The following is a 20,866-nucleotide window of genomic DNA, read 5'->3' on the forward strand; positions in this document are numbered from 1 at the left end:
GACATGCTGATGGAGCAGCCTTCTCCATCAAACTTGGCTTCTTTAACCAGATTATCTTCTACTTGTAATTGAAGTTGTATGCGATCACCACAGGTCGGATTATTCATATCCACTGTCATGTGATCTCCTTCAATTGCCCCTCGATTACGTGGGTTTTTATAGTGATCCATAATGACCTGGCGATAAAGTGTATCTAAATTGTTAAAAGACATCGCCAAAATACTCCTTTGTTGTTTGTAATCCTTCAACAAGTTTATCAATTTCTTCTTCTGTATTATACAGATAAAAGCTGGCGCGAGCCGTTGCTGACACTTCAAGCCATCTCATTAAAGGCTGAGCGCAGTGATGCCCCGCACGAACGGCAATTCCTTCAGCATCCAATACGGTCGCTAAATCGTGAGGATGAACATCCGATAGGTTAAACGTAACAAGACCTGCTCTTTCTTTCGGTCCGTAAATCGTCATACCTTCCACTTGCTGCATTCTATCTTGTGCATAAGCAGCCAATTTTTGTTCATGGCTTTTGATTTCGTCCAGACCCACTTCATTTAAGAAATCGATAGCAGCTCCTAGACCAACAGCTCCAGCAATAATAGGAGTTCCTGCTTCAAATTTCCAAGGCAAGTCTTTCCACGTTGAATCGTACCAATTTACGAAATCAATCATTTCGCCCCCGAATTCAGCCGGTTCCATATTTTTAAGGAGCGCTTTTTTACCATAAAGAACTCCAATTCCAGTTGGTCCACACATCTTATGGCCGGAAAAAGCATAAAAATCTGCATCTAAATCCTGAACATCAATTTTCATGTGCGGTGCACTTTGGGCGCCGTCTACTAACATAACCGCATCATTTTTATGAGCAATGGATGCTAGTTCTTTTATTGGATTTATCGTTCCAAGAACGTTGGAAACATGCATGATCGCTACAATTTTTGTGTCCTTAGTAATTGTTTCCCGCGCATCTTCCAAGTTAATCGTTCCATTAGCCTGAAGAGGCATATATTTTAAAACGGCCCCTGTTTCTTTTGCCACTTGCTGCCATGGAATGATATTACTATGGTGTTCCATTGGGGTGATGACAATCTCATCCCCCTCCTTGAGGTTAGCTCTTCCATAACTTGACGCAACGGTGTTAATGGCTGTCGTTGTTCCGCGAGTGAAGATTACTTCCTGAGTACTGGAAGCATTAATAAACCTTCTAACCTTTTCACGAGCACCTTCATACTCATCCGTCGCCCATGTTCCCAGGGTGTGAACGCCTCTATGAACATTTGAGTTATATCCGCGATAGTATTCATCAAGTTTTTCAATGACCTTAATCGGCTTTTGAGATGTTGCGGATGAATCCAGATATACAAGCGGATGGCCATTTACTTCCTGATGAAGAATCGGGAATTCATTGCGTACCGCATTGATATCCATTAATATACTTTCCTTTCAATTACCTGAGTCAGCTGACGTTTAACGGCTTCCACAGGAAGCTGTTTAACAACAGGAGCAAGGAATCCGTGAATAATGAGACGTTCTGCTTCAAACTTGGAAATACCGCGGCTCATTAGATAGTAAAGCTGTACAGGATCCACTCGGCCGACAGAAGCAGCGTGACCAGCAGTTACATCATCCTCATCTATAAGAAGAATCGGGTTAGCATCGCCGCGTGCATCTTTACTAAGCATGAGTACACGAGATTCTTGTTCAGCATTAGATTTGGAAGCACCATGCTCTATCTTGCCAATGCCATTAAAGATTGCAGAAGCTTTGTCTTTCATGACACCGTGCTGAAGTATATATCCATCTGAGCCCTGACCGAAGTGGGTAATATTTGCAGTAAAGTTCTGCTTTTGACTACCGCGGCCAATGGCTACTGTTTTCGCATTTGAATGAGAATTATCACCAATTAAATGAGTGATATTTTCAGACACAGTATCGCCTTCATTCATTTGCCCTAAAGCCCACTCAATCACAGAATCACGATAAGCAACACCGCGACGGTTCATATAAACCGTTGTTCCAGAATCAAAGTTATCAACAGCACCAAATGAAACTTTGGCACCGTCTTTGGCAATTACTTCAGTAACATTATTTGCTGAAGTTTTCTCTTCCTTATTATGAGAGATATAATTCTCCACATACGTTACAGAACTATTCTCTTCCGCCACCACGAGAATGTGGTTGATTAAAGAAGCTTTTGGGTCCTCCTGCCAGAAAATCGCTTGAATAGGCTCTTCAATTTGTACGTTTTTAGGTACATAAAGGAAGACTCCACCGTTCATTAAAGCTGCATGAAGGGCTGTAAGTCGATGTTCGTCCACGTGTACAGCATCATTCATATAATATTTCTGTACTAGATCGCTATGATCTCTGAGAGCAGAAGCCATATCGGTAAAAATGACACCTTGATCTTTTAATTCCTGATCGATCGCTGCATAGGCTACCGTATGATTTCTTTGAATAACCAGGTTTTGCTGTTCTTTCTCTTTATCTAAAAAGTCTTGAATTTCAGCTGGCAAATCCTCAAGTGAATCAATAACTTCGCCTTGAACATTGTGTTTAAACTCAGTGAAATTCCACTTACTTATATTTGTCTTATCAGGCTTAGGCAGTTGAAGTGTTTCCGATTTTTCCAAGGCATCCAATCGAAGGTTTCTCATCCACTCCGGCTCTTGTAAACCATTGGAAAATTGTGTTACGTACTCTTTGTCGTATGGTAGTGAGACGTCTACTGTCATGTGTTAACCCTCCTATCTTAGTTACGCTTTTTGACCGATTGTTTCGTCTTCGATTCCCAATTCTTGCTTAATCCAGTCGTAACCTTCTTCTTCAAGACGTTGGGAAAGCTCAGGTCCGCCTGATTTAACTACGCGGCCTTGCATCATTACGTGAACTTTATCAGGAGTAATGTAGTTTAGAAGACGCTGATAGTGAGTAATGATTAAGCAGCCAAATGCATCATTACGCATTTCATTGATACCCTTAGCTACGACTTTAAGAGCATCGATGTCAAGACCAGAATCGATTTCATCAAGAATTGCAATAGCTGGCTGAATCATCATTAGCTGAAGAATTTCATTACGTTTTTTCTCGCCACCTGAGAATCCTTCGTTTAGATAACGCTGAGCCATATTCTTATCCATATCCAATGTTTCCATTTTAGAGTCCATGTCTTTAATGAACTTCATAAGGGAAATTTCGTCGCCTTCCTCACGCTGAGCATTGATAGAAGAACGCAGGAAATCGGAATTAGTTACACCGCTGATTTCACTAGGATACTGCATAGCAAGGAAAAGTCCTGCCTGCGCACGCTCATCCACTTCCATTTCAAGGACATTTTCACCGTCTAATAAGATTTCACCTTGAGTTACTTCATATTTAGGGTGGCCCATAATAGCGGAGGCTAGAGTAGATTTACCTGTTCCGTTTGGTCCCATAACCGCGTGAAATTCACCGCCGTTAATTGTAAGATTTACACCTTTAAGTATTTCTAGACCTTCGATTTCCACATGAAGATCTTTAATTTCTAAAGTTGATCCTGCCATAATTAATACCTCCAGTATCTATAGTAATGGAATGGGTTTATTTATTTTAGATAGTAGAACCATTCTCAATTTATTCTCATTATAATCTTATATCATTTAGAAAGTGATATCAACTTTTTCCTCCTGATGGAAATAAGCCGATTTTCTAACAATTTACGAGTAAAATTCCTCTGTTTCTACATTATTATAACATGAAAAAATCAGGTGACTAAAGATCACCTGATTCTATGCTTAAGTTATCTATGCAATTGACGATCTAGTTGAGCAAACATCTTCTGACCTTGTTCAAATTCTTTCTGGCGTTTTTCTTCTACTTTCAAGCGTGTATCCAACTTGCTGCTGTACTCGGCATAACTCAGATTATGAGCCTGATGCATGGCTTTTTCCATTTCAGCAGTGTAATTTAAATGCAGTTGGTCACTAATAACGAATCAACCCTTTCAGATTATTTACACAATTCAGAGTACCACAAATCTTTACCCCTGCACAATCAGGGATAAACCTTGAAATATCTGATTTTAATTGATTATTTTAGATGAAAGCGTTTGATTCGACCAGTACATTTGAATACATCTGTTTTCCTCTAATTTTCTAACTATTCAGACTAATTGACACTGGAATTTAAATCCAAATACGCATCCTGAACCAATGTTACAGCCTGGCTCAAAGCCGCGCCTCCGCCAAAGGCAGCCGCTACCCCACAAGCCTCCAGAATTTCCTTTTCTGTTGCACCCTGATCAACACAACCTTTTGTGTGGTAAATCATACAATATTCATCTTGAGCGACTATGCTTATTCCTAGTGCCATCAATTGTTTCTGCTTTTTGGAGAGTTCGCCTTCTTTAAAACACGCTTCTGTAAATTCACTGAATTGATGAGCTACTTCTGGCATTTTCTCAGTAAAATCACCCAAACCTTCTTTATAATCATGTAAATACGTCTGTGTCCAATTCATTTGTTGTTCTTGCATCGCATTCTAACCTCCCAATAAAAATAAGTGACTGCGGTTAGTATAAACCGCAGTCACTTATCTTATCCGTTATTCAGCGCTGCCATCTACAGGTACAACAGCTCCATTATATTCTTCCTTCATGAACGTTTGAATTTCTTCTGAACGTAACACTTCTACTAAAGTTTGCAAAGCTTCAGAATCTTCATCTTTACTCTGAGCTGCAATCACATTTACATAAGGAGATTCAGAACCTTCAAGGATCAATGAATCCTCACTTGGATTCAAGTCAGCTTCAATCGCGTAGTTTGTATTAATGGCTATTAAAGCATCTTCTTCTCGTTTGTAGATCTCAGGTAATGTCGCTGCATCTACACCAGAGTCAAATTGAAGATTTTTTGGGTTTTCAACAATATCGTCTACTGTAGCATCTACCTTATCTACGCTTTCATCTAATTTCACCAGTCCTTCACGTTCAAGAAGAGAAAGAATTCTTCCATGGTCAGCTACTGAACGGCTCATCACCAGGGTAGTACCTTCTGGAACTTCATCAACGCTTGAGATGTTTTGAGAGTAGATACCCATAGGTTCAATGTGAATACCGCCAAGATTTACAAAGTCATAATCATTTTCTTGCATTTGTGTTTCTAAATAAGGGATGTGCTGGAAATAGTTTGCATCAATTCTTCCTTCAGCTAAGTCCTGGTTAGGAAGCACATAATCTTGATATTCTTCAATGGTCAGCGTAATTCCCTGCTCTTCAAGTAATGGTTTAGCTTCTTGAAGTACTTCTGCGTGTGGGACACTTGTAGCTCCAACAGCTATTTCAGTAGTTCCCTCTTCAGAACTGCCGTCGCCGCTGCTGCTATCTTCAGAACCGGAGTTGCCTTCATCAGATGAACCGCATGCTGATAAAAGGATGATTAATAATAAAGTAAAAATACCGAGTGTAATTTTTTTCATGAATACTCTCTCCTTTTTATATAATTTAAATTTTTTTATCTTTTATCCAATTTTCTCGAAACGAAGTCCCCGATAAATTGGAAAATGAAAACAATAATCACAATGAGAATCGTGCAAATAAAGACAACATCAAAGTCGCTTCGCTGAAAGCCGTAGAAATAGGCAAAGTCACCTAATCCACCGGCACCGATCGCTCCCGCCACCGCAGTATATCCGATTAAAGCAATAGCTGTAACGGTAATCCCGGAAACCAGAGCTGGCATAGACTCTGGGAGCAGCACCTTAAAAATCAAGGTAGAAGATTTAGAACCCATCGATTTAGCAGCTTCAATGACCCCTTTATCTACTTCTTTCAATGCAATCTCAACAAGCCTTGCATAAAATGGTGCGCCACCTATAATTAACGCAGGGAGTGCCGCTTTAGGGCCTCGAATAGTGCCAATGAGAAAATCCGTAAATGGGAATAATAACAGAATTAAAATGATAAAGGGTATAGCCCTGAATATATTAACAACTGAAGCTGTTATCCAGTTTAATATCTTGTTATGCCACAGGCCCCCAGGACCTGACAAGTATAGAAGCAAACCTAACAGTAAGCCTAAAATAAACGTACCTGCTACAGAGATAAGCGTCATGTAGAGCGTTTCATTAGTAGCTGTTATCAAATCATCCATAGTGACATTCGGAAAAAATTGATTAATCATCTGGACTCACCTCCACTTCTACAGAGGTAGATTGAATATATTCAATCGCACGAGTGATTTCTTCTTTTTCGCCAAGGAACTGAACGAACATCGTTCCATAAGCACCCTTTTGGGTTTGGGTGATCTTTCCGTGCAATATGTTTACATCTAGCACAAACTTTCTGGACACTTCACTGATTAAAGCCTGATTGGTGTTCTCACCTACGAAGTGCAGACGAAGAATTTCTCCAGTTTTATAGGTATCTTTTATGAGTTGAAGTGAATGTTCCCGTTCAGGGTCTCCCATTACCTGATCCACAAACTTCTTGGTAACCTTCTCTTTTGGATAAAGGAAAACATCAAGCACGTCTCCCTGTTCCACAATTTTACCTTGCTCCATAACGGCTACCTGATGGCAGATCTTTCGGATCACATGCATTTCATGGGTGATGAGTACAATTGTCAGTCCAAGCTTCTCGTTAATGTCTACTAAGAGATCAAGAATGGAATCCGTTGTCTCCGGGTCAAGTGCTGACGTCGCTTCATCACAAAGAAGAACTTTCGGTTTATTCGCTAACGCACGAGCTATTCCTACTCTTTGTTTCTGTCCGCCGCTTAACTGAGACGGATAAGAATTGCCTCGTCCACTAAGGCCTACCAGGTCTATTAATTCATTCACACGTTTGGTTCTTTCGCTTTTAGGTACGCCAGCTATTTCAAGCGGAAAAGCGATATTATCGTGTACGGTTCGAGACCACAAAAGATTAAAATGCTGAAAAATCATACCAATCTCCTGACGGGCCTCCCGCAGCTTCCCTTTGTTTAAAGAAGTTAATTCTTGATCATCAATAGTGACCTTGCCGTCCGTTGGATCTTCCAGGCGGTTTAGCAGCCTTATAAACGTACTTTTTCCAGCACCGCTATAACCAATGACCCCGTAAATCTCACCTTTTTTTATTTGTAGGCTAAGATCGTCGACGGCACGGACCTCCTGGTGTTTTGTACGAAAGACTTTTGATAAGCCTTTAATTGAAATCATGTCGTCTTCCCTCCAATAAAAAAACCTCTCTGCTTGAGAACAGAAAGGTTAGCGTAACAATCTTTATCTGTTCTCTCATCTTTACAAGGAATTACCTTGCAGGAATTGGCACCTTGCCAAGTCTTAGCTTGCCGGTTGCCGGGCATCAAAGGGCCAGTCCCTCCGCCTCTCTGGATAAGAGATTTTATTATATTAATTTATTATCACTTTAATACGTGTACGTACTATAAAAAGGATTCTAGCATTGTTAGAATTTCGTGTCAACTTGATAATATTCCTTTAAATTCGACAAAATAAAAACTCTTCCCTATTTAGAAGAGTTCGTTTAAAACGCTCTTCTCATCTACCAAAGTAAAATACTTTGCAGGAATTAGCACCGTGTTCATCTGCATGAACCGGTTGCCGGGCATCAAAGGGCCAGTCCCTCCGCCTCTCTGGATAAGTGAAGATGTCGCTATTAAATTAATAATTATGTTAGCATGGGGCTACAAATTAAGTCAACAATTAAGGAGTGGTTACGTTGAGGAATGCGCCAAGTTTCGAACTTCCGTATATAAATAAGGAAGGAACTTATAATATTAAAGAGGATCTGGGAAAAGTCATAGTGCTTACTTTTTGGACCTCGTGGTGCCCTGATAGCGGGAAAGATTTACCTAAAAAAGAACAACTTTATAAAACAATGGATCATGAGAAAGTAAAAATGATAACTATTAATGTATCAGGACGTGAACGGAGCGAAGCTGAGGCAGAAGAATATGCGGCAAAGTTTTTATCTCAGCCAGCCCTTAAAGACCAAGGACGAACAATTTACGATTTGTATAACAGCGACGGGGTCCCGACTACTGTTTTAATTAATAAGGATGGTTTTATTCATTCACAATTCGGGGATAAGGCAGATTTCTTATCCGTTGTAGAATCTCTCGGTGAACTTATCTAGCCAATAATAGAAGGGATTCTATAAATAATATATTCCGGTACGCCCCTTGAACTTTAATTGTGGTTTGGGGAAGAGAAGTTAACTTTTGTTCTCCCGCAAACAAAGTTTTCATAATACTACTGGAAGATTGCAGGCGAATGTCATTATGCCCATTATCCTGATGATCTGTTTTAAGATGTACACCTGACTGGTCTATATACATGTAAATTTTAAGACTGCCGACCAGTAGAATTACGTTAAGCGTACGTTCCCGCCAAGTGGGCAAAAGATCAGCTCTCTGGTTCACTTGTTTAACCCAATCTTGTATGAATTCCATCATTGTTAACTCCTCCTTTATTTGTTAAATAAATTCTTGATAAGGAGGAGTCATCCCTTCTAAAATAACGAAGAATCGTTCGTCATTTACCGGGTGATTCATTTATTTTTTTACATATTCAGAAAGTTTATCATACATAAAAGGAACAGAATGAAACGCATAAATTTTCTCTAGAATTTCTCCATGATGGGTTATAAGAAGACAGGGCACGCTTTTAATTTGATACGTTTTCATTAAGTCAGGATGCAGCGAAGCGTTGCATTCTTTAAATAAATCCCTGTTATATGTGACCTCAATGGTCGTAAGCATTTTTCTAGCCAGATGGCAGGTTCCGCAAAAAGGAGTATGGATGAATGTTAATCCAATGTTTTGTTCTTCTAACTCATGGCCTGCTGACTTGTTATCTATTTCTTGCACTATGATCCTCCTAAATAAGATAAATGGACTTTACGTTAAAGTGCCTATTTAATAAGGCTCTAGCTAATTCGGGCTCAGGAGTGGCAGCCACTTCCCGAAATGCTTTATCGATATAGATGTGTACGGCATGCGGCAGTTCTTCTGACAGCTGTTTTCTTAATTTATAGCCGGAATCGTCTTCATCGACAAGAATATACACCCTGCGCTCATCAAGATTATAATCGTATATCAGTTCCTCCATCCGTTCAATCCCCAGCGTTCCATGTGTGCAAATGATCTCTATGTCTTCATCAAGAATTTTCTTGATCTTTCGCTTATCTGTTATTCCCTCAACGATTATAATTCTTTCTCCATCCATTTTCTATCACCCACTATATAGAAACAGACCATGCCAAAGGGGCATGGTCTGAACATGATTAATATGATACACGATCATGTCAGACAAGGATCATATGTAGCCCTGCCTGTACAATTGCTCATGGTAACTGCTTGACTTTAGTCTTCATTAATCATTTCTTCATATTGATCGGATGTCATAAGTTCATCCATTTCAGAAGAATCACCTGGTTCCACAATCACCATCCACGCTTTTTCATAAGGGGATTCATTTACGAATTCCGGGCTGTCTTCGAGCTCTTCATTCACTTCTACCACTTTACCGCTTAAAGGAGCGTACAATTCTGACACTGTTTTCACAGATTCTACGCTGCCAAATGGCTCATCTGCTTCGAGTTCGTCCCCTACTTCAGGAAGCTCTACAAACACAATATCTCCCAGTTCAGATTGAGCGAACTCTGTAATTCCGATACGGACTTTTCCGCCTTCTTCTTTAACCCATTCGTGTTCTTCAGAGTAACGCAGATCTTTTGGTACACTCATTTAAATACCTCCATTAAATTAAATATACTTAATAACAATTACAAACATAAAAGCTTGCTGCTTTTATTTCCAATGTTCTGCTCACTGTCCCCAAACTTCTTGATAAATTTCAGGTTTAAAACCAACAGTGACTTTGTTTCCATCAGTGGCAATCGGCCTTTTAATTAACATGCCATCTGAAGCAAGCCATTCAATCATTTCTTCCTGAGTAGCATCCTTCAGTTTTTCCTTCATATTCAATTCTCTATACTTCTTACCACTCGTATTAAAAAACTTACGAGCAGGTTGATCACTTTGCTGGATTAGTTTTTCCAGCTCATTAGAATTCGGGGTTTCTTCCACGATATGTATGGACGTATAATTTATCCCTTGTTCATCCAGCCATTGTTTAGCTTTTTTGCAAGTCCCGCATTTGGGGTACCAATAAAAGGTAACCGACATAACTGTCACTCCTTACATTTGATATTTTATATTTTACCATAATGAAGATATTTATTTCATCGGTTAACCTAATTTAATGGTGATTTCCCTTAAAAGTAAACAAAAACCCCTGCTTTGACGGGCAAAGCAGGGGTATAATGAATGAATTTATACTACAAACTTCTCTGCTTGAATGAGTGCGGCAGCTATTTCCCGTTTCTTCGCAATTACATTAATTGGAGTATGTCGAGTTAACTTACGCAGCGCACCGAGCATCATTCGAAGGGAGTCACCTGATTCAGCAGCGATCAACGTCTCCTTCGCATGAGCTTCAATTCGGTTAAATGCTTCTTGGGTATAAACCTGGGTGTAAAGTAGTTTCAATTCATTTTTACTTTCACCAGTTTTCTGCAAGGCCTTATCCGTGCGAAGAATAGCAGATTCCATGTTATATATCTCACCTGTAATGTCAGCTATATTAACGAGAACTTCCTGTTCATTTTCAATTTTCTCACCATATTTCTGAGCAGCTAAACCAGCTGCAAGTAAAGCTATTTTCTTAGCATTCTTTAATAAATACTTCTCTTGCTCCAAAGGTTCAATACCTGGTTCTTCTGGCATAAGCGTCATAATTTCTTCTTGAAGGGACTGCGCTTTTTGAAGCAATGGAAGTTCGCCCTTCATGGCTTTTTTAAGAAGCGTACCTGGTACAATCATTCGGTTAATTTCATTTGTTCCTTCAAATATACGGTTAATTCGGGAATCTCTATACAACCTTTCGACTTCATATTCTGCCATAAATCCATAACCACCATGAATTTGAACAGCCTCATCGACAGCGAAATCCAGTAACTCTGTACCAAAAACCTTGTTCAAGGAACATTCAATTGCGTACTCTGCTATGACTTTGGCAACTGCTGCACCATCTTTAAGTTCTTCTTCAGAAAGTTTACCCATACTCTGCTCAAACAGCCCTACAGTTCGATATACTGCACTTTCATTGGCATAGGTATTTGAAGCCACGGAAGCAATCTTCTCTTGAATAAGTGGAAAGCTTGCAATCGGAGTCTTAAACTGTTTGCGCTCTTTCGCATACTTCACTGAAAGTTCTACAGCACGCTTTGCTCCCCCGACTCCTCCAATTGCCAACTTGTATCGTCCTACGTTTAGGATGTTAAAGGCAATTACATGGCCGCGTCCAATCTCTCCAAGAACGTTTTCGACAGGAACTTCGGCATCTTCAAGTACGAGCGTACGTGTAGAGGAACTTTTTATTCCCATTTTTTTCTCTTCTGGTCCTGTAGAAACGCCTGGATAGTCTCTTTCTACAATAAAGGCTGTGAATTTATCACCATCTATTTTAGCGTAAACGACGAAAACATCGGCAAATGCAGAGTTTGTAATCCATTGTTTTTCACCGTTTAAAACATAATGAGTACCAGCTTCATTTAGTTTTGCTGTTGTTTTGGCTCCCAGGGCATCTGATCCAGACCCTGGTTCTGTCAGAGCATAAGCTGCGATCTTTTCACCTGTAGCCAGTACGGGAAGATACTTTTGCTTTTGTTCTTCATTACCGAAAAACACAATAGGCAGTGAACCAATACCCACATGTGCTCCATGAGTAACAGAAAATCCTCCTCCGCGGGAAAATTTCTCTGTAATTAATGAGGAGCTGATTTTATCTAATTGAAGACCACCGTATTCTTCCGGCACATCTGCTCCCAGCAATCCAAGCTCACCCGCTTGCTTCAGCAATTTTACAGAATGCTCAAATTCGTGATTTTCCAGATTATCAATCTTCGGAACGACTTCACCTAACACAAAATCTTCAGCTGTTTTAGCAATCATCAAATGTTCATCCGTGAAATCTTCAGGTGTGATAACGTCCTCGGCCGATAAATCCTCCACCATGAATCCGCCGCCCTTAATCATTTCTTTTAATTCACTCATTTGTTCTTCCTCCTCTTATATTAACTCAAAAACTCCAGCTGCTCCCATACCGCCACCAATACACATCGTTACGACACCGAACTGCTCATTGCGCCTTTTCATCTCATGAATTAATCCTAACGTCAGCTTTGTACCCGTGCATCCCAACGGGTGACCTAGAGCTATTGCTCCCCCATTAACATTCACTTTATCTATATCAAGTCCAAGTTCACGTATAACACGGAGGGATTGTGAGGCAAACGCTTCATTTAATTCAAATAAGCCAATATCCTGAATACTTAGCCCAGCCATTTTAAGCGCTTTCGGTACAGCTTCAATCGGTCCTACTCCCATAATTTCAGGTTCCACCCCTGCTACAGCAAAGGAACGGAATTTTACTAAAGGCTTTAAACCTTCCGCTTCTGCTTTTTCACGATCCATTACGAGAACAGTGGCTGCTCCATCACTCATTTGCGAAGAGTTCCCAGCAGTGACCGATCCTTTTGTTGAAAAGGCAGGCTTCAGTTTAGCGAGGACTTCCTTGGTAGTACCAGGGCGTACACCTTCATCCATAGATATCGTTTTTTTACTTTCTTTTACTTTATTATCAGCGCCTAGAACTCTGTCTTCTACCTCAACGGGTACGATTTCATCATTGAATTTCCCTTCTTGAATCGCTTTGGCCGCACGTTCGTGACTTTGAACAGCAAAAGCATCCTGATCGTCTCTTGATATTTCGAAACGCCTTGCTACTTCCTCTGCCGTATGCCCCATCGACATATAATATTCAGGAGCATTCTTGACCAATTCAATATTTGGCTTGATCACATGACCTCCCATAGGAATTAAACTCATAGACTCTGCACCACCGGCGATAGCGGTATCGTTATGCCCAAGCATAATCTTCTCCGCGGCGTAGGCAATACTTTGAAGTCCTGAAGAACAATAGCGGTTGATGGTAATGGCCGGAACCTTATGGTGGAGCCCAGCAAGCCCCGCTATATTGCGTGCCATATTCATACCTTGTTCTGCTTCAGGCATAGCACACCCAATAATGACATCATCAATGCTTCCTTCGTAGTTACCAGCTCTTTTTAACGTTTCTTTTATGGTTAGTGCGGCAAGATCATCAGGACGCGTATGGGCAAATGCTCCTTTTTTGGCGCGGCCCACAGGTGTCCGTGCTCCTGCAACAATGACTGCTTCCTTCACGGTTCTTCCCCCTTTAATAATTAGTTACGAAGCGGCTTCCCTTTCATCAGCATGTGTTGCATTCGTGCTTGTGTTTTTGGTTCACCGATCAAACTTAGAAAGGCTTCGCGTTCCAGGTCTAATAAGTATTGTTCATCTACAAGCGAACCTTCTTTTAACCGTCCGCCTGCAAGAACGAATGCCAATTTTTCAGCGATTTTCAAGTCATGTTCACTTGCATATCCACTTAGCAACAATGATTTGGCACCTAACAGCATGGTGGCATATCCCTGTTCTCCAACCACTGGGATTTTTGTTCTTTTCGGGGCTGTGTAACCTGAATCAGCCAGACCGATCACCTTCTGTTTAGCATCATGCAGCAAGTGATCACCATTTGCGCTAATAGCATCCATCTGATCAAGAAAACCGTTTTCTCTGGCTTCTTCAGCCGAAGTAGAAACCTTAGCCATCGCAATTTTTTCAAATACATTGTTGGCTACTTTTTGAAGGTCGAAGTCGACCCCTTCAGGAATATTTCTAAGATGCTTCATGTAAAGCTCTTTATTTCCTCCGCCTCCCGGAATCAGCCCGACACCCGGTTCAACCAGTCCCATATAAGTTTCTGGTGAAGCCTGCACAGCATCAGATGGGAGACAAACCTCTGCACCTCCACCAAGCGTCATTCCAAAAGGTGCTGAAACAACTGGTTTGTCGGAATACTTTACTTTCATTAGCGCATCCTGGAAATTTTTCACGACCATTTCAATCTCAAAAAAGTTATAATCCTGTGCTTCCATAAGCATCATCCCTAGATTTGCACCTACACAGAAGTTTTTACCTTGGTTTCCTATGACCAGCCCCTTGTAGTGCTCGTCAACGTGGTCTATCGCAAAGTTAATCATTTGGATGATATCCAGTCCGATCGCATTGCTTTGGGAATGGAATTCCAGACAGGCCACATCGTCCCCTATATCTATTAAGCTTGCTCCCGCATTCTTTTTGATTACGTCTTTTGTCTCTTTAACTCTCTTTAAATTAATATTCTTTTTGTTGAAAGTCTGCTGTTTATACTCCGCGTTATGGTAAAAGTAAACGTTTCCATTTTCGGTTTTATAAAACGACCCAAAACCTTTATTCAGCATATCTTCTATCCAGGCAGGGATGTTTTCACCATCTTCCTTCATACGGGTCACAGAAGCTTGAACTCCGATGGCATCCCACATTTCGAATGGTCCCATTTCCCATCCGAATCCCCAGCGCATCGCTTCATCGATGGATGGGACGTCGTCAGCGATTTCACCATACAATTCAGCGGAATAAAGGAGCACGGGTTTGACTATGGACCAGATTAAATCTCCCGCTGGGTCACCTTTAGCATTTATTAACGCTTTTAGTTTGCGCCCGGATCCTTTTTCCTGTTTAGCCATTTCTGTTGCTTTTGTATTCAACTTTCCTCGTTTTTCATATTCCATAGTTTCAGGATTCAACTGTAATATTTCACTACCATCCTTACTTTTTTGTTTCAGGAAGAAACCTTGACCGCTTTTTGAACCCAACCAGCCTTTTTCAAGCATCTGGTTCATAAATTCAGGGATTTCAAAAGCTTCTTTCTCTTCTCCTTCTACTACTTGGTCATGAACGTTATTGGCTACATGAATGAAAGTATCCAGTCCAACTACATCCAATGTGCGGAAAGTAGCACTTTTTGGCCTGCCAATCATTGGACCGGTGACAGAATCTACTTCCCCAACGCTGTACCCTTTCTCTAGCATTTTCTGCACGGTTACAAGTAACCCATATGTTCCAATTCGGTTCGCTATGAAATTCGGTGTATCTTTAGCTTCTACTACGCCTTTACCGAGAACGTCTTCCCCAAATGTTTTTATAAACTCAAGAACTTCAGGATCCGTATCCTTGGTAGGAATTATTTCAAGCAGCTTTAGATAACGCGGCGGATTAAAGAAGTGAGTGCCTAGAAAATGCTTTTGAAAGTCTTCACTGCACTCGGCTGACATGGCTTCAATGGAAATTCCTGATGTATTGGAACTTACAATAGCTCCATTCTTTCTATGCTGATCCACCTCTGCTAACACTTTCTTTTTCACTTCTAAATTTTCCACGACTACTTCGATAATCCAATCGACTTCACTGAGTTTTTCCATGTCATCACTCATGTTGCCGACTTCGATTAAATTCAGGCTGGCTTTACTGGTAATCGGAGAAGGTTTTTGTTTTTTTAATGCCTCTTTATTCATTGAAGATATCCGATTTCTCACCTCTTTGTCTTCAAGTGTTTTTCCCTGTTTTTTCTCACGATCGTTCAGTTCGCGAGGAGTAACGTCGAGCATAAGTACTGGAATTCCGATATTTGCTAAATGTGCGGCTATTCCAGCCCCCATGACACCAGATCCCAAAACAGCTGCACGCTTTATTTTACGATTCATACTATGTCCCCCTATCCATTTGAATGAATACTCATTCATTTTATAACCAAAAAAATAAATGTTGCTGAGTTCGTATCTAATACTAATATAAATTATTTTCTGACATTTCGCAATCCTTTTTTCTACAATATGCTGGAAATATTTCGTTTTGAAAAGGAAGAATGGTAAAAACAATTATTCATTCAGAACTAGACGGAAAACCAACCTATCTTCTACGCAGCTGCGTCCACTAAACAACTGTAGGATCTGCACTTGCCCACGACTATCTTATGATTAACACCTTGGTTAAGGTTCCTAAAGTTTATTATCATCAAAAAAAGATCGTGTCACAGCAAGTTTGTTGTCATGACACGGCCTTTAGAGGTCCTTATTTTCCAAGGACACCTTTCAGAACAAAGGCTACATTCGCCGGACGTTCGGCTAAGCGTCGCATAAAATAACCATACCAATCATTACCATAGGGGACATAAACCCTCATTTTATACCCCTCTTTCACAAGTTCCTCCTGCCTTTCAACGCGGATCCCGTAAAGCATTTGAAATTCGAACTGGTCATTAGATATATTATTTTCTTCCACTAACCGTTTCGTGTACTCAATAATTGCATCATCGTGTGTCGCAACAGCTGTATAATTTCCATTTAAAAGGTGCATTTTGATAATTTTTTTATAGTTCTCATCAACGTCTTTTTTTTCGGGGAACGCAACTTTGGGAGACTCTTTATAAGCTCCCTTCACTAAGCGGAGGTTCGGGTCATATTGATTGAGGTCTTGCACATCCTCCGCCACTCGATAAAGATAGGCTTGCAGGACAGTACCAATGTGATCGTAATCAGCTCGCAGCTTCTTAAAAATCTCAAGCGTTTTATCACAGCGATCATGGTCTTCCATATCAATCGTTACAAATACATCTTCTTTCTCAGCCACATCCAGAATGCGACGCATATTCTCCATTACGAGTTCTTCTGAGATATCCAGCCCCATAGATGTAAGCTTTAATGAAAGTTGTGAATCCAGGTGATGCTCACCTATTGCTTTAATAGCTTCAATGCACCCATCGGCTGCTTCTCGAGCTTCTTTTTTACTATCAATAAATTCTCCGAGGTGGTCGATGGTTACTGACATTCCTTTATCATTAAGCTTTTGAATTGTATCAACTGCATTTGGAATCGTTTCACCTGCTACAAATCGACCAGCGCCGAATCGGAGACCGTATTTTTTAGCCAACTTTGTAAAGAAACGATTTTTGGAGAGAAACAAAAAGAAATTTCGTAAAATTTGTTCCATCACACTTCCCCCTACTACCAATTTTATCTCTTTTACCGTGAATTAAATGTAAGAAAATTGAGTTTTGTAAACGAAAACACACTCTTATTTTATCATCTTTTAAGATAAATGGGTACATAATCGGAGCTTCACGCTTCGAATTTTGTATGTTTTTCCATAAAAATGGGTTTATTAATGATAGAAAGTAATTTTTTTGGAATACTACAAAAGAATTTTAAAAGGAGGTAAAGATATTATGCAACAACAACAAAACCAACCGTCTTCTATGCAGCAGCAGGCTCAACCAATGGCTCAAGTCCCAGAAGTCGTAAGTACGAAAGACCAGCTTTATATTACGGACATGCTTTCATGGAATTTAAACGCCTGCAAAAAAGCTCACTTTTTTGCGCAGAACTGTCAAACTCCTGAAATCCAATCAGCTTTAGAAGAAGCTGGACAGATGCATCAGCGACATTACAATAAAATCCTGACTCACCTGGATACCCAAACCCAAAAACCTAATTAATGAATGGAGGTTATTAAATTGAAGCAAACTTCAAGCAAAATACAAAATCCCGAGACATCTGTACCTAAAACACCTCAGATGAATGAGCGTGACTTTTTAAATGACCAATTAACCACAGAAAAATACATGACGGCTTCTTATAACATTGCTTTAAATGAAGCGAGTAATCAGTCGCTTTATCAGGATCTTGCAACTATTTTTAAAGAAACGCAAGATTGTCAGCGTAACTTATACAATCTCATGTTCAAAAACGGCTGGTATGCTGTTGAACAGGAGCAGCAGCAAAAGGTTCAGCAATCGTATCAGCAATTCAACGGCTATAAATCGCAGCTTCCTTACACCGTGCAATAACCTTCTCCATTCAAGCTAGATAATTGAGTTAATCAGTGATACTTCTAAAAGAGAGAAATCGATATAGATACCATCACCCTTTACCTGTGGTATCTCTTTTTCAAGCACCTTCGATCCATGTAATTAATCCGATGGACTGTAACCACGAAGCGCGTTAAACGCCTGAAAGTTGTATTGAGTTTTTTAAAATAAGCGATCGCTTCGATTTGATTACTCAATTATATATGACAAGTCCTGATAGCCAATAACAAAAAATGAGACACCCGGCTTTAATAGCCGGGTGTCTAAGATTAACCTACTGCTTCATACCCTTGTGCTTCAATTGCTTCCTTCATCATGCCTTTAGATACATAAGCTTCGTCATACATAACGTCTACTTTACCACTGCTTAAATGTACCTCTACTCCGTGAACCCCTTCTAATTTTTCAAGAGATTCCTTTACTGTTTTTTCACAGTGCTCGCAACTCATACCGTTTACTTCTAATGTTAGATCCATTTTTTCACAACCTTCCTATTTCACTTAATAATTGAAATACATTCTGAGAAATCAGTTAAACTTTCTTTTTTATCTCCTCTTATATTTACTATTCCACAATTTAGCGATGGAATAACATCTGAGCATTGAATTTTTCAGAAGCTTCTATTATAAAGGCTGACACAAAACATATTTAAATATAAACTGAAGGAAGTTAGAAAGATTTATTTAAGCTAATTTATACTTGTTTTTCCCTTTTTACTACAGTTAGGAGATTTCATTATGAGAAAGTACATATATTTAGGTATCGCTTGCGGGGGCGGAGCGGGCGCAAGTTTACGTTATATTATTTCGACTCTATTTCCTTCCCATGGAGGCTTTCCTTATGGGACATTCATAGTAAATATGCTCGGTTGTTTTCTTTTAAGCTTTATGTATCATTTTTTTTCAAAATTTTTCACTAAAGCCGGTGTCCTAAAGAAGGCTGTAACGACCGGATTGATTGGATCTTTTACTACATTTTCAGCCTTCACTTCTGAATTTGTACAATTAACTTTTACGGACACTTATTTAGCATTACTCTACATAACGGGGACACTTCTGCTTGGAGGTATTATGACCATTCTTGGGTCCCAGTGGGGAAAGAAGTGGTTTATATGAGTATTTTGCTGGTGTTTTTTGGGGGGATGATTGGTGCCATCGCTCGATTTGAAGTGAGTAATCTCTTGAATGGTAAAAGTGATTTTCCTTTAGGTACTGCAGCAGCTAATATTTCAGGAGGATTACTACTAGGCATTCTAATTCGTCTACAGGAAACAGTTGGTCTGGAAGATTGGCTATGGCTGCTATTGGCTGCTGGATTTTGTGGAGGTTATACTACTTATTCTACTTTCAGCTACGAGGTTTTTCACTTAATTGAACAAGGCCAATGGAAGAAAGGATTCGTTTATGCTGGAACCTCGCTTATAATTACTGTGGCCGGCCTCTTTTTCATTCTCCTTCTCTGAGTCCCCATATACACATTTCATTTTAACTAGTTTTTCCAACAGTTTATGAACTTTACGCTCATGATGGTGGCAACCATATATAACCCCTCGATTTCTCTTATTTCAAAATCGAGGGGTTTATTGAGCACAATATTTAGCTACAGCCTGCTGCAGCGAGTGCATATAATTTATTTCCAGCGGAAGCTTTAAGTCGTTCAGCTGTTTTGCCTGATGCGGCTGGATGCCTATAATAATTATTTCCGCTCCCATATAAAACAGAGACTTCATCATATCTGTTAGAACATGAATCCCATCCCTATTAAATTCACCTACTGCTGTGAAATCAAACAGCAGTCGATCAATACCTTCTCTCTGTGAGGACTTCAGTAAACTATCTTCTACCGCGTGCATTTTCTCAATGGTAATATCTCCAAACAAGGGGATCATCGCTGTGTCCGCCGAAAGCACAATAAATGGAGCAGATAAACGATTGCTTTGCTCAATCGCTTCTTCTAATTTCTCCTTCTCTTCAAAAAGTTCAAAATTCGTGTCATTTAAACGGCTTCGAAGCTGAGTTAATGTCTGGGTAACTTTAGACAGTCGCTCATCTTTCACGTGTAATAGAACTTCAGCATATAAATCATTCTCCCACGAGACGTACATATCAGCCGTTTTTATAGAATCCTCCTCATCCAGAGGTTTTAAATGAACTTCAAGGGAGGCTTTTTGAATTTCCGGTTTTATCGTTCCTTTAACTTTTGTGAGACTCGCTTCATCAAAAATATCAAGCAAATGTTCTTTCACACCGTGCAAATCACAAGCTTCTTTAGAATAAGCATATATAAAGAAGTTTTTATTGATACGATAGTAAGGCAGCGGAAAGACGCGTTCAACTTGTTTCATTTATTGCGCCTTCCCTTCCTTCATTAAACCACTGATATAAATGATTTAAATCTTTAACCACCATAACTTGTGCGGATTCAAACTCATCCAATTGAAACTTCTTAGCCATACGCCCGCCAATCATAACCAGAGGCTTCCACTCCAATTCCATGAAACGGTAGAGAACTTTTTTTAACACGGGCAGGCGATAAGACAAAGCAGCTGATAATCCAATGACATCAGGACGGAATTTTTCAATTTGACTCATAGAATGCTCCATTGATAAATTCGGACCAAGGTATCTTACTCTCCACCCTTGCTCTTTAAATGTGTCTGCAACCATCTTCAGGCCAATGTAATGCTGCTCGTCTTCAACTCCAAATAGCAAAGCTTTATAATTCGTTTGGTGCTTGCCTTTAATCGGTTTGAGTTCGGACTCTAATCTGGATAAAGAAAAATCACAAATTGCCGTTGCCAAATGCTCGTCAGCTACAGTTATTTTGTTTTGTTCCCATAACTCCCCAATATAATACATAGCAGGGGTAATGATTTCTTGATAAAGGAAGGCTTTTGAATGAACCTTTACAAGCTCTTCCATATAGTCTAACGCCCCATCTTCATCTCCATTTAAGAAGTACTGGGCTAGTTGTTTGTGTTGTACACTCACACGTGTCACCT

The 20,866-nt window shown here is 40.0% G+C and carries 26 protein-coding genes and 2 riboswitches; of the genes, 5 read left to right on the forward strand and 21 right to left on the reverse strand.

Annotation, left to right across the window (positions count from 1 at the left end; genetic code table 11):
- From sufU to BMZ06_RS09230, 9 genes are all read right to left on the reverse strand, one after another.
- A partial coding sequence (gene sufU / locus BMZ06_RS09195) for a Fe-S cluster assembly sulfur transfer protein SufU (protein WP_089751813.1) occupies positions 1–212 on the reverse strand: 212 nt, incomplete at its 3' end.
- Entirely contained in the window at positions 202–1,422 is a 1,221-nt protein-coding gene (locus BMZ06_RS09200) for a cysteine desulfurase (protein WP_089751753.1), read from the reverse strand. The genes sufU and BMZ06_RS09200, both read right to left, overlap by 11 nt.
- A complete protein-coding gene (gene sufD / locus BMZ06_RS09205; RefSeq protein ID WP_089751754.1) occupies positions 1,422–2,729 on the reverse strand; it encodes a Fe-S cluster assembly protein SufD in 1,308 nt (435 codons plus the stop codon). The genes BMZ06_RS09200 and sufD overlap by 1 nt, the downstream gene beginning before the upstream one ends.
- Before the next feature lie 21 nt (positions 2,730–2,750).
- Entirely contained in the window at positions 2,751–3,536 is a 786-nt protein-coding gene (gene sufC / locus BMZ06_RS09210) for a Fe-S cluster assembly ATPase SufC (protein ID WP_089751755.1), read from the reverse strand.
- 236 nt (positions 3,537–3,772) lie between these two features.
- Positions 3,773–3,913, reverse strand: a complete 141-nt coding sequence (locus BMZ06_RS20665; RefSeq protein WP_173380435.1) for a YuzK family famiily protein — start codon at positions 3,911–3,913, stop codon at positions 3,773–3,775.
- 227 nt (positions 3,914–4,140) lie between these two features.
- Positions 4,141–4,506, reverse strand: a complete 366-nt coding sequence (locus BMZ06_RS09215; protein ID WP_089751756.1) for a carboxymuconolactone decarboxylase family protein — start codon at positions 4,504–4,506, stop codon at positions 4,141–4,143.
- A 69-nt stretch (positions 4,507–4,575) separates the two neighbouring features.
- Positions 4,576–5,448: a MetQ/NlpA family ABC transporter substrate-binding protein gene (locus tag BMZ06_RS09220; protein WP_089751757.1), complete on the reverse strand. Its 873-nt coding sequence runs from the start codon at positions 5,446–5,448 to the stop codon at positions 4,576–4,578.
- A 35-nt stretch (positions 5,449–5,483) separates the two neighbouring features.
- A complete protein-coding gene (locus BMZ06_RS09225; protein WP_089751758.1) occupies positions 5,484–6,152 on the reverse strand; it encodes a methionine ABC transporter permease in 669 nt (222 codons plus the stop codon).
- Positions 6,145–7,170 (reverse strand): methionine ABC transporter ATP-binding protein, encoded by a 1,026-nt coding sequence (locus BMZ06_RS09230; protein WP_089751759.1) that lies wholly within the window; start codon positions 7,168–7,170, stop codon positions 6,145–6,147. The genes BMZ06_RS09225 and BMZ06_RS09230 overlap by 8 nt, the downstream gene beginning before the upstream one ends.
- A gap of 72 nt (positions 7,171–7,242) precedes the next feature.
- A riboswitch (SAM riboswitch) is annotated at positions 7,243–7,351 on the reverse strand.
- Between the two features lie 155 nt (positions 7,352–7,506).
- Positions 7,507–7,615, reverse strand: a riboswitch (SAM riboswitch).
- A 66-nt stretch (positions 7,616–7,681) separates the two neighbouring features.
- On the opposite strand from BMZ06_RS09230, the gene BMZ06_RS09235 reads away from it, so the two are divergent.
- On the forward strand, positions 7,682–8,107 hold the full coding sequence (locus BMZ06_RS09235; RefSeq protein WP_245755989.1) for a TlpA family protein disulfide reductase: 426 nt from the start codon (positions 7,682–7,684) through the stop codon (positions 8,105–8,107).
- Here the strand turns inward: BMZ06_RS09235 and BMZ06_RS09240 are convergent.
- The 9 genes from BMZ06_RS09240 to BMZ06_RS09280 all read right to left on the reverse strand — a co-directional run bounded on the left by BMZ06_RS09240 (position 8,100) and on the right by BMZ06_RS09280 (position 16,988).
- Positions 8,100–8,426: a hypothetical protein gene (locus tag BMZ06_RS09240; RefSeq protein WP_089751761.1), complete on the reverse strand. Its 327-nt coding sequence runs from the start codon at positions 8,424–8,426 to the stop codon at positions 8,100–8,102. The genes BMZ06_RS09235 and BMZ06_RS09240 overlap by 8 nt on opposite strands.
- A 99-nt stretch (positions 8,427–8,525) precedes the next feature.
- The gene (locus BMZ06_RS09245; protein ID WP_089751762.1) at positions 8,526–8,840 is read right to left on the reverse strand and encodes a thioredoxin family protein; all 315 of its coding nucleotides are present in this window, start codon (positions 8,838–8,840) and stop codon (positions 8,526–8,528) included.
- A gap of 10 nt (positions 8,841–8,850) precedes the next feature.
- Positions 8,851–9,198: a toprim domain-containing protein gene (locus BMZ06_RS09250; RefSeq protein ID WP_089751763.1), complete on the reverse strand. Its 348-nt coding sequence runs from the start codon at positions 9,196–9,198 to the stop codon at positions 8,851–8,853.
- Between the two features lie 137 nt (positions 9,199–9,335).
- Complete coding sequence (gene gcvH, locus BMZ06_RS09255) at positions 9,336–9,719, reverse strand: glycine cleavage system protein GcvH (protein WP_089751764.1); 384 nt, start codon at positions 9,717–9,719, stop codon at positions 9,336–9,338.
- Between the two features lie 81 nt (positions 9,720–9,800).
- Entirely contained in the window at positions 9,801–10,160 is a 360-nt protein-coding gene (locus BMZ06_RS09260; RefSeq protein ID WP_089751765.1) for an arsenate reductase family protein, read from the reverse strand.
- Positions 10,161–10,307: 147 nt separating this feature from the next.
- Positions 10,308–12,089, reverse strand: a complete 1,782-nt coding sequence (locus BMZ06_RS09265; protein ID WP_089751766.1) for an acyl-CoA dehydrogenase family protein — start codon at positions 12,087–12,089, stop codon at positions 10,308–10,310.
- 15 nt (positions 12,090–12,104) lie between these two features.
- A complete protein-coding gene (locus BMZ06_RS09270) occupies positions 12,105–13,280 on the reverse strand; it encodes an acetyl-CoA C-acetyltransferase (RefSeq protein ID WP_089751767.1) in 1,176 nt (391 codons plus the stop codon).
- Positions 13,281–13,300: 20 nt separating this feature from the next.
- Positions 13,301–15,703 carry a 3-hydroxyacyl-CoA dehydrogenase/enoyl-CoA hydratase family protein gene (locus BMZ06_RS09275; protein ID WP_089751768.1) on the reverse strand — a complete coding sequence of 801 codons (2,403 nt, stop codon included), beginning with the start codon at positions 15,701–15,703 and terminating at the stop codon, positions 13,301–13,303.
- Between the two features lie 367 nt (positions 15,704–16,070).
- A complete protein-coding gene (locus tag BMZ06_RS09280) occupies positions 16,071–16,988 on the reverse strand; it encodes a proline dehydrogenase family protein (protein WP_089751769.1) in 918 nt (305 codons plus the stop codon).
- Between the two features lie 235 nt (positions 16,989–17,223).
- On the opposite strand from BMZ06_RS09280, the gene BMZ06_RS09285 reads away from it, so the two are divergent.
- Positions 17,224–17,493: a hypothetical protein gene (locus tag BMZ06_RS09285; RefSeq protein ID WP_089751770.1), complete on the forward strand. Its 270-nt coding sequence runs from the start codon at positions 17,224–17,226 to the stop codon at positions 17,491–17,493.
- A gap of 3 nt (positions 17,494–17,496) precedes the next feature.
- A complete protein-coding gene (locus tag BMZ06_RS09290; RefSeq protein WP_089751771.1) occupies positions 17,497–17,844 on the forward strand; it encodes a spore coat protein in 348 nt (115 codons plus the stop codon).
- A 290-nt stretch (positions 17,845–18,134) separates the two neighbouring features.
- Here the strand turns inward: BMZ06_RS09290 and BMZ06_RS09295 are convergent, their stop codons facing one another.
- The gene (locus BMZ06_RS09295) at positions 18,135–18,341 is read right to left on the reverse strand and encodes a copper ion binding protein (RefSeq protein ID WP_014644180.1); all 207 of its coding nucleotides are present in this window, start codon (positions 18,339–18,341) and stop codon (positions 18,135–18,137) included.
- Positions 18,342–18,602: 261 nt separating this feature from the next.
- Between BMZ06_RS09295 and BMZ06_RS09300 the strand changes: the two genes are divergently transcribed.
- Together BMZ06_RS09300 and crcB are read left to right on the forward strand one after the other, a co-directional pair.
- Positions 18,603–18,980, forward strand: a complete 378-nt coding sequence (locus BMZ06_RS09300) for a fluoride efflux transporter FluC (RefSeq protein WP_089751772.1) — start codon at positions 18,603–18,605, stop codon at positions 18,978–18,980.
- Positions 18,977–19,327, forward strand: coding sequence for a fluoride efflux transporter CrcB (gene crcB / locus BMZ06_RS09305; protein ID WP_089751773.1), 351 nt, complete (start codon positions 18,977–18,979; stop codon positions 19,325–19,327). The genes BMZ06_RS09300 and crcB overlap by 4 nt, the downstream gene beginning before the upstream one ends.
- Before the next feature lie 117 nt (positions 19,328–19,444).
- On the opposite strand, the gene BMZ06_RS09310 is transcribed toward crcB, so the two are convergent.
- Both BMZ06_RS09310 and BMZ06_RS09315 read right to left on the reverse strand, forming a co-directional pair.
- Entirely contained in the window at positions 19,445–20,209 is a 765-nt protein-coding gene (locus BMZ06_RS09310) for an STAS domain-containing protein (protein WP_089751774.1), read from the reverse strand.
- A complete protein-coding gene (locus BMZ06_RS09315; RefSeq protein ID WP_089751775.1) occupies positions 20,196–20,855 on the reverse strand; it encodes a cobalamin B12-binding domain-containing protein in 660 nt (219 codons plus the stop codon). Before BMZ06_RS09315 ends, BMZ06_RS09310 begins: the two co-directional genes overlap by 14 nt.
- Between the last annotated feature and the right edge of the window lie 11 nt (positions 20,856–20,866).

Source organism: Halobacillus alkaliphilus (assembly GCF_900113125.1).
In the GTDB taxonomy this organism is placed as follows: Bacteria; Bacillota; Bacilli; order Bacillales; family Halobacillaceae; genus Halobacillus; species Halobacillus alkaliphilus.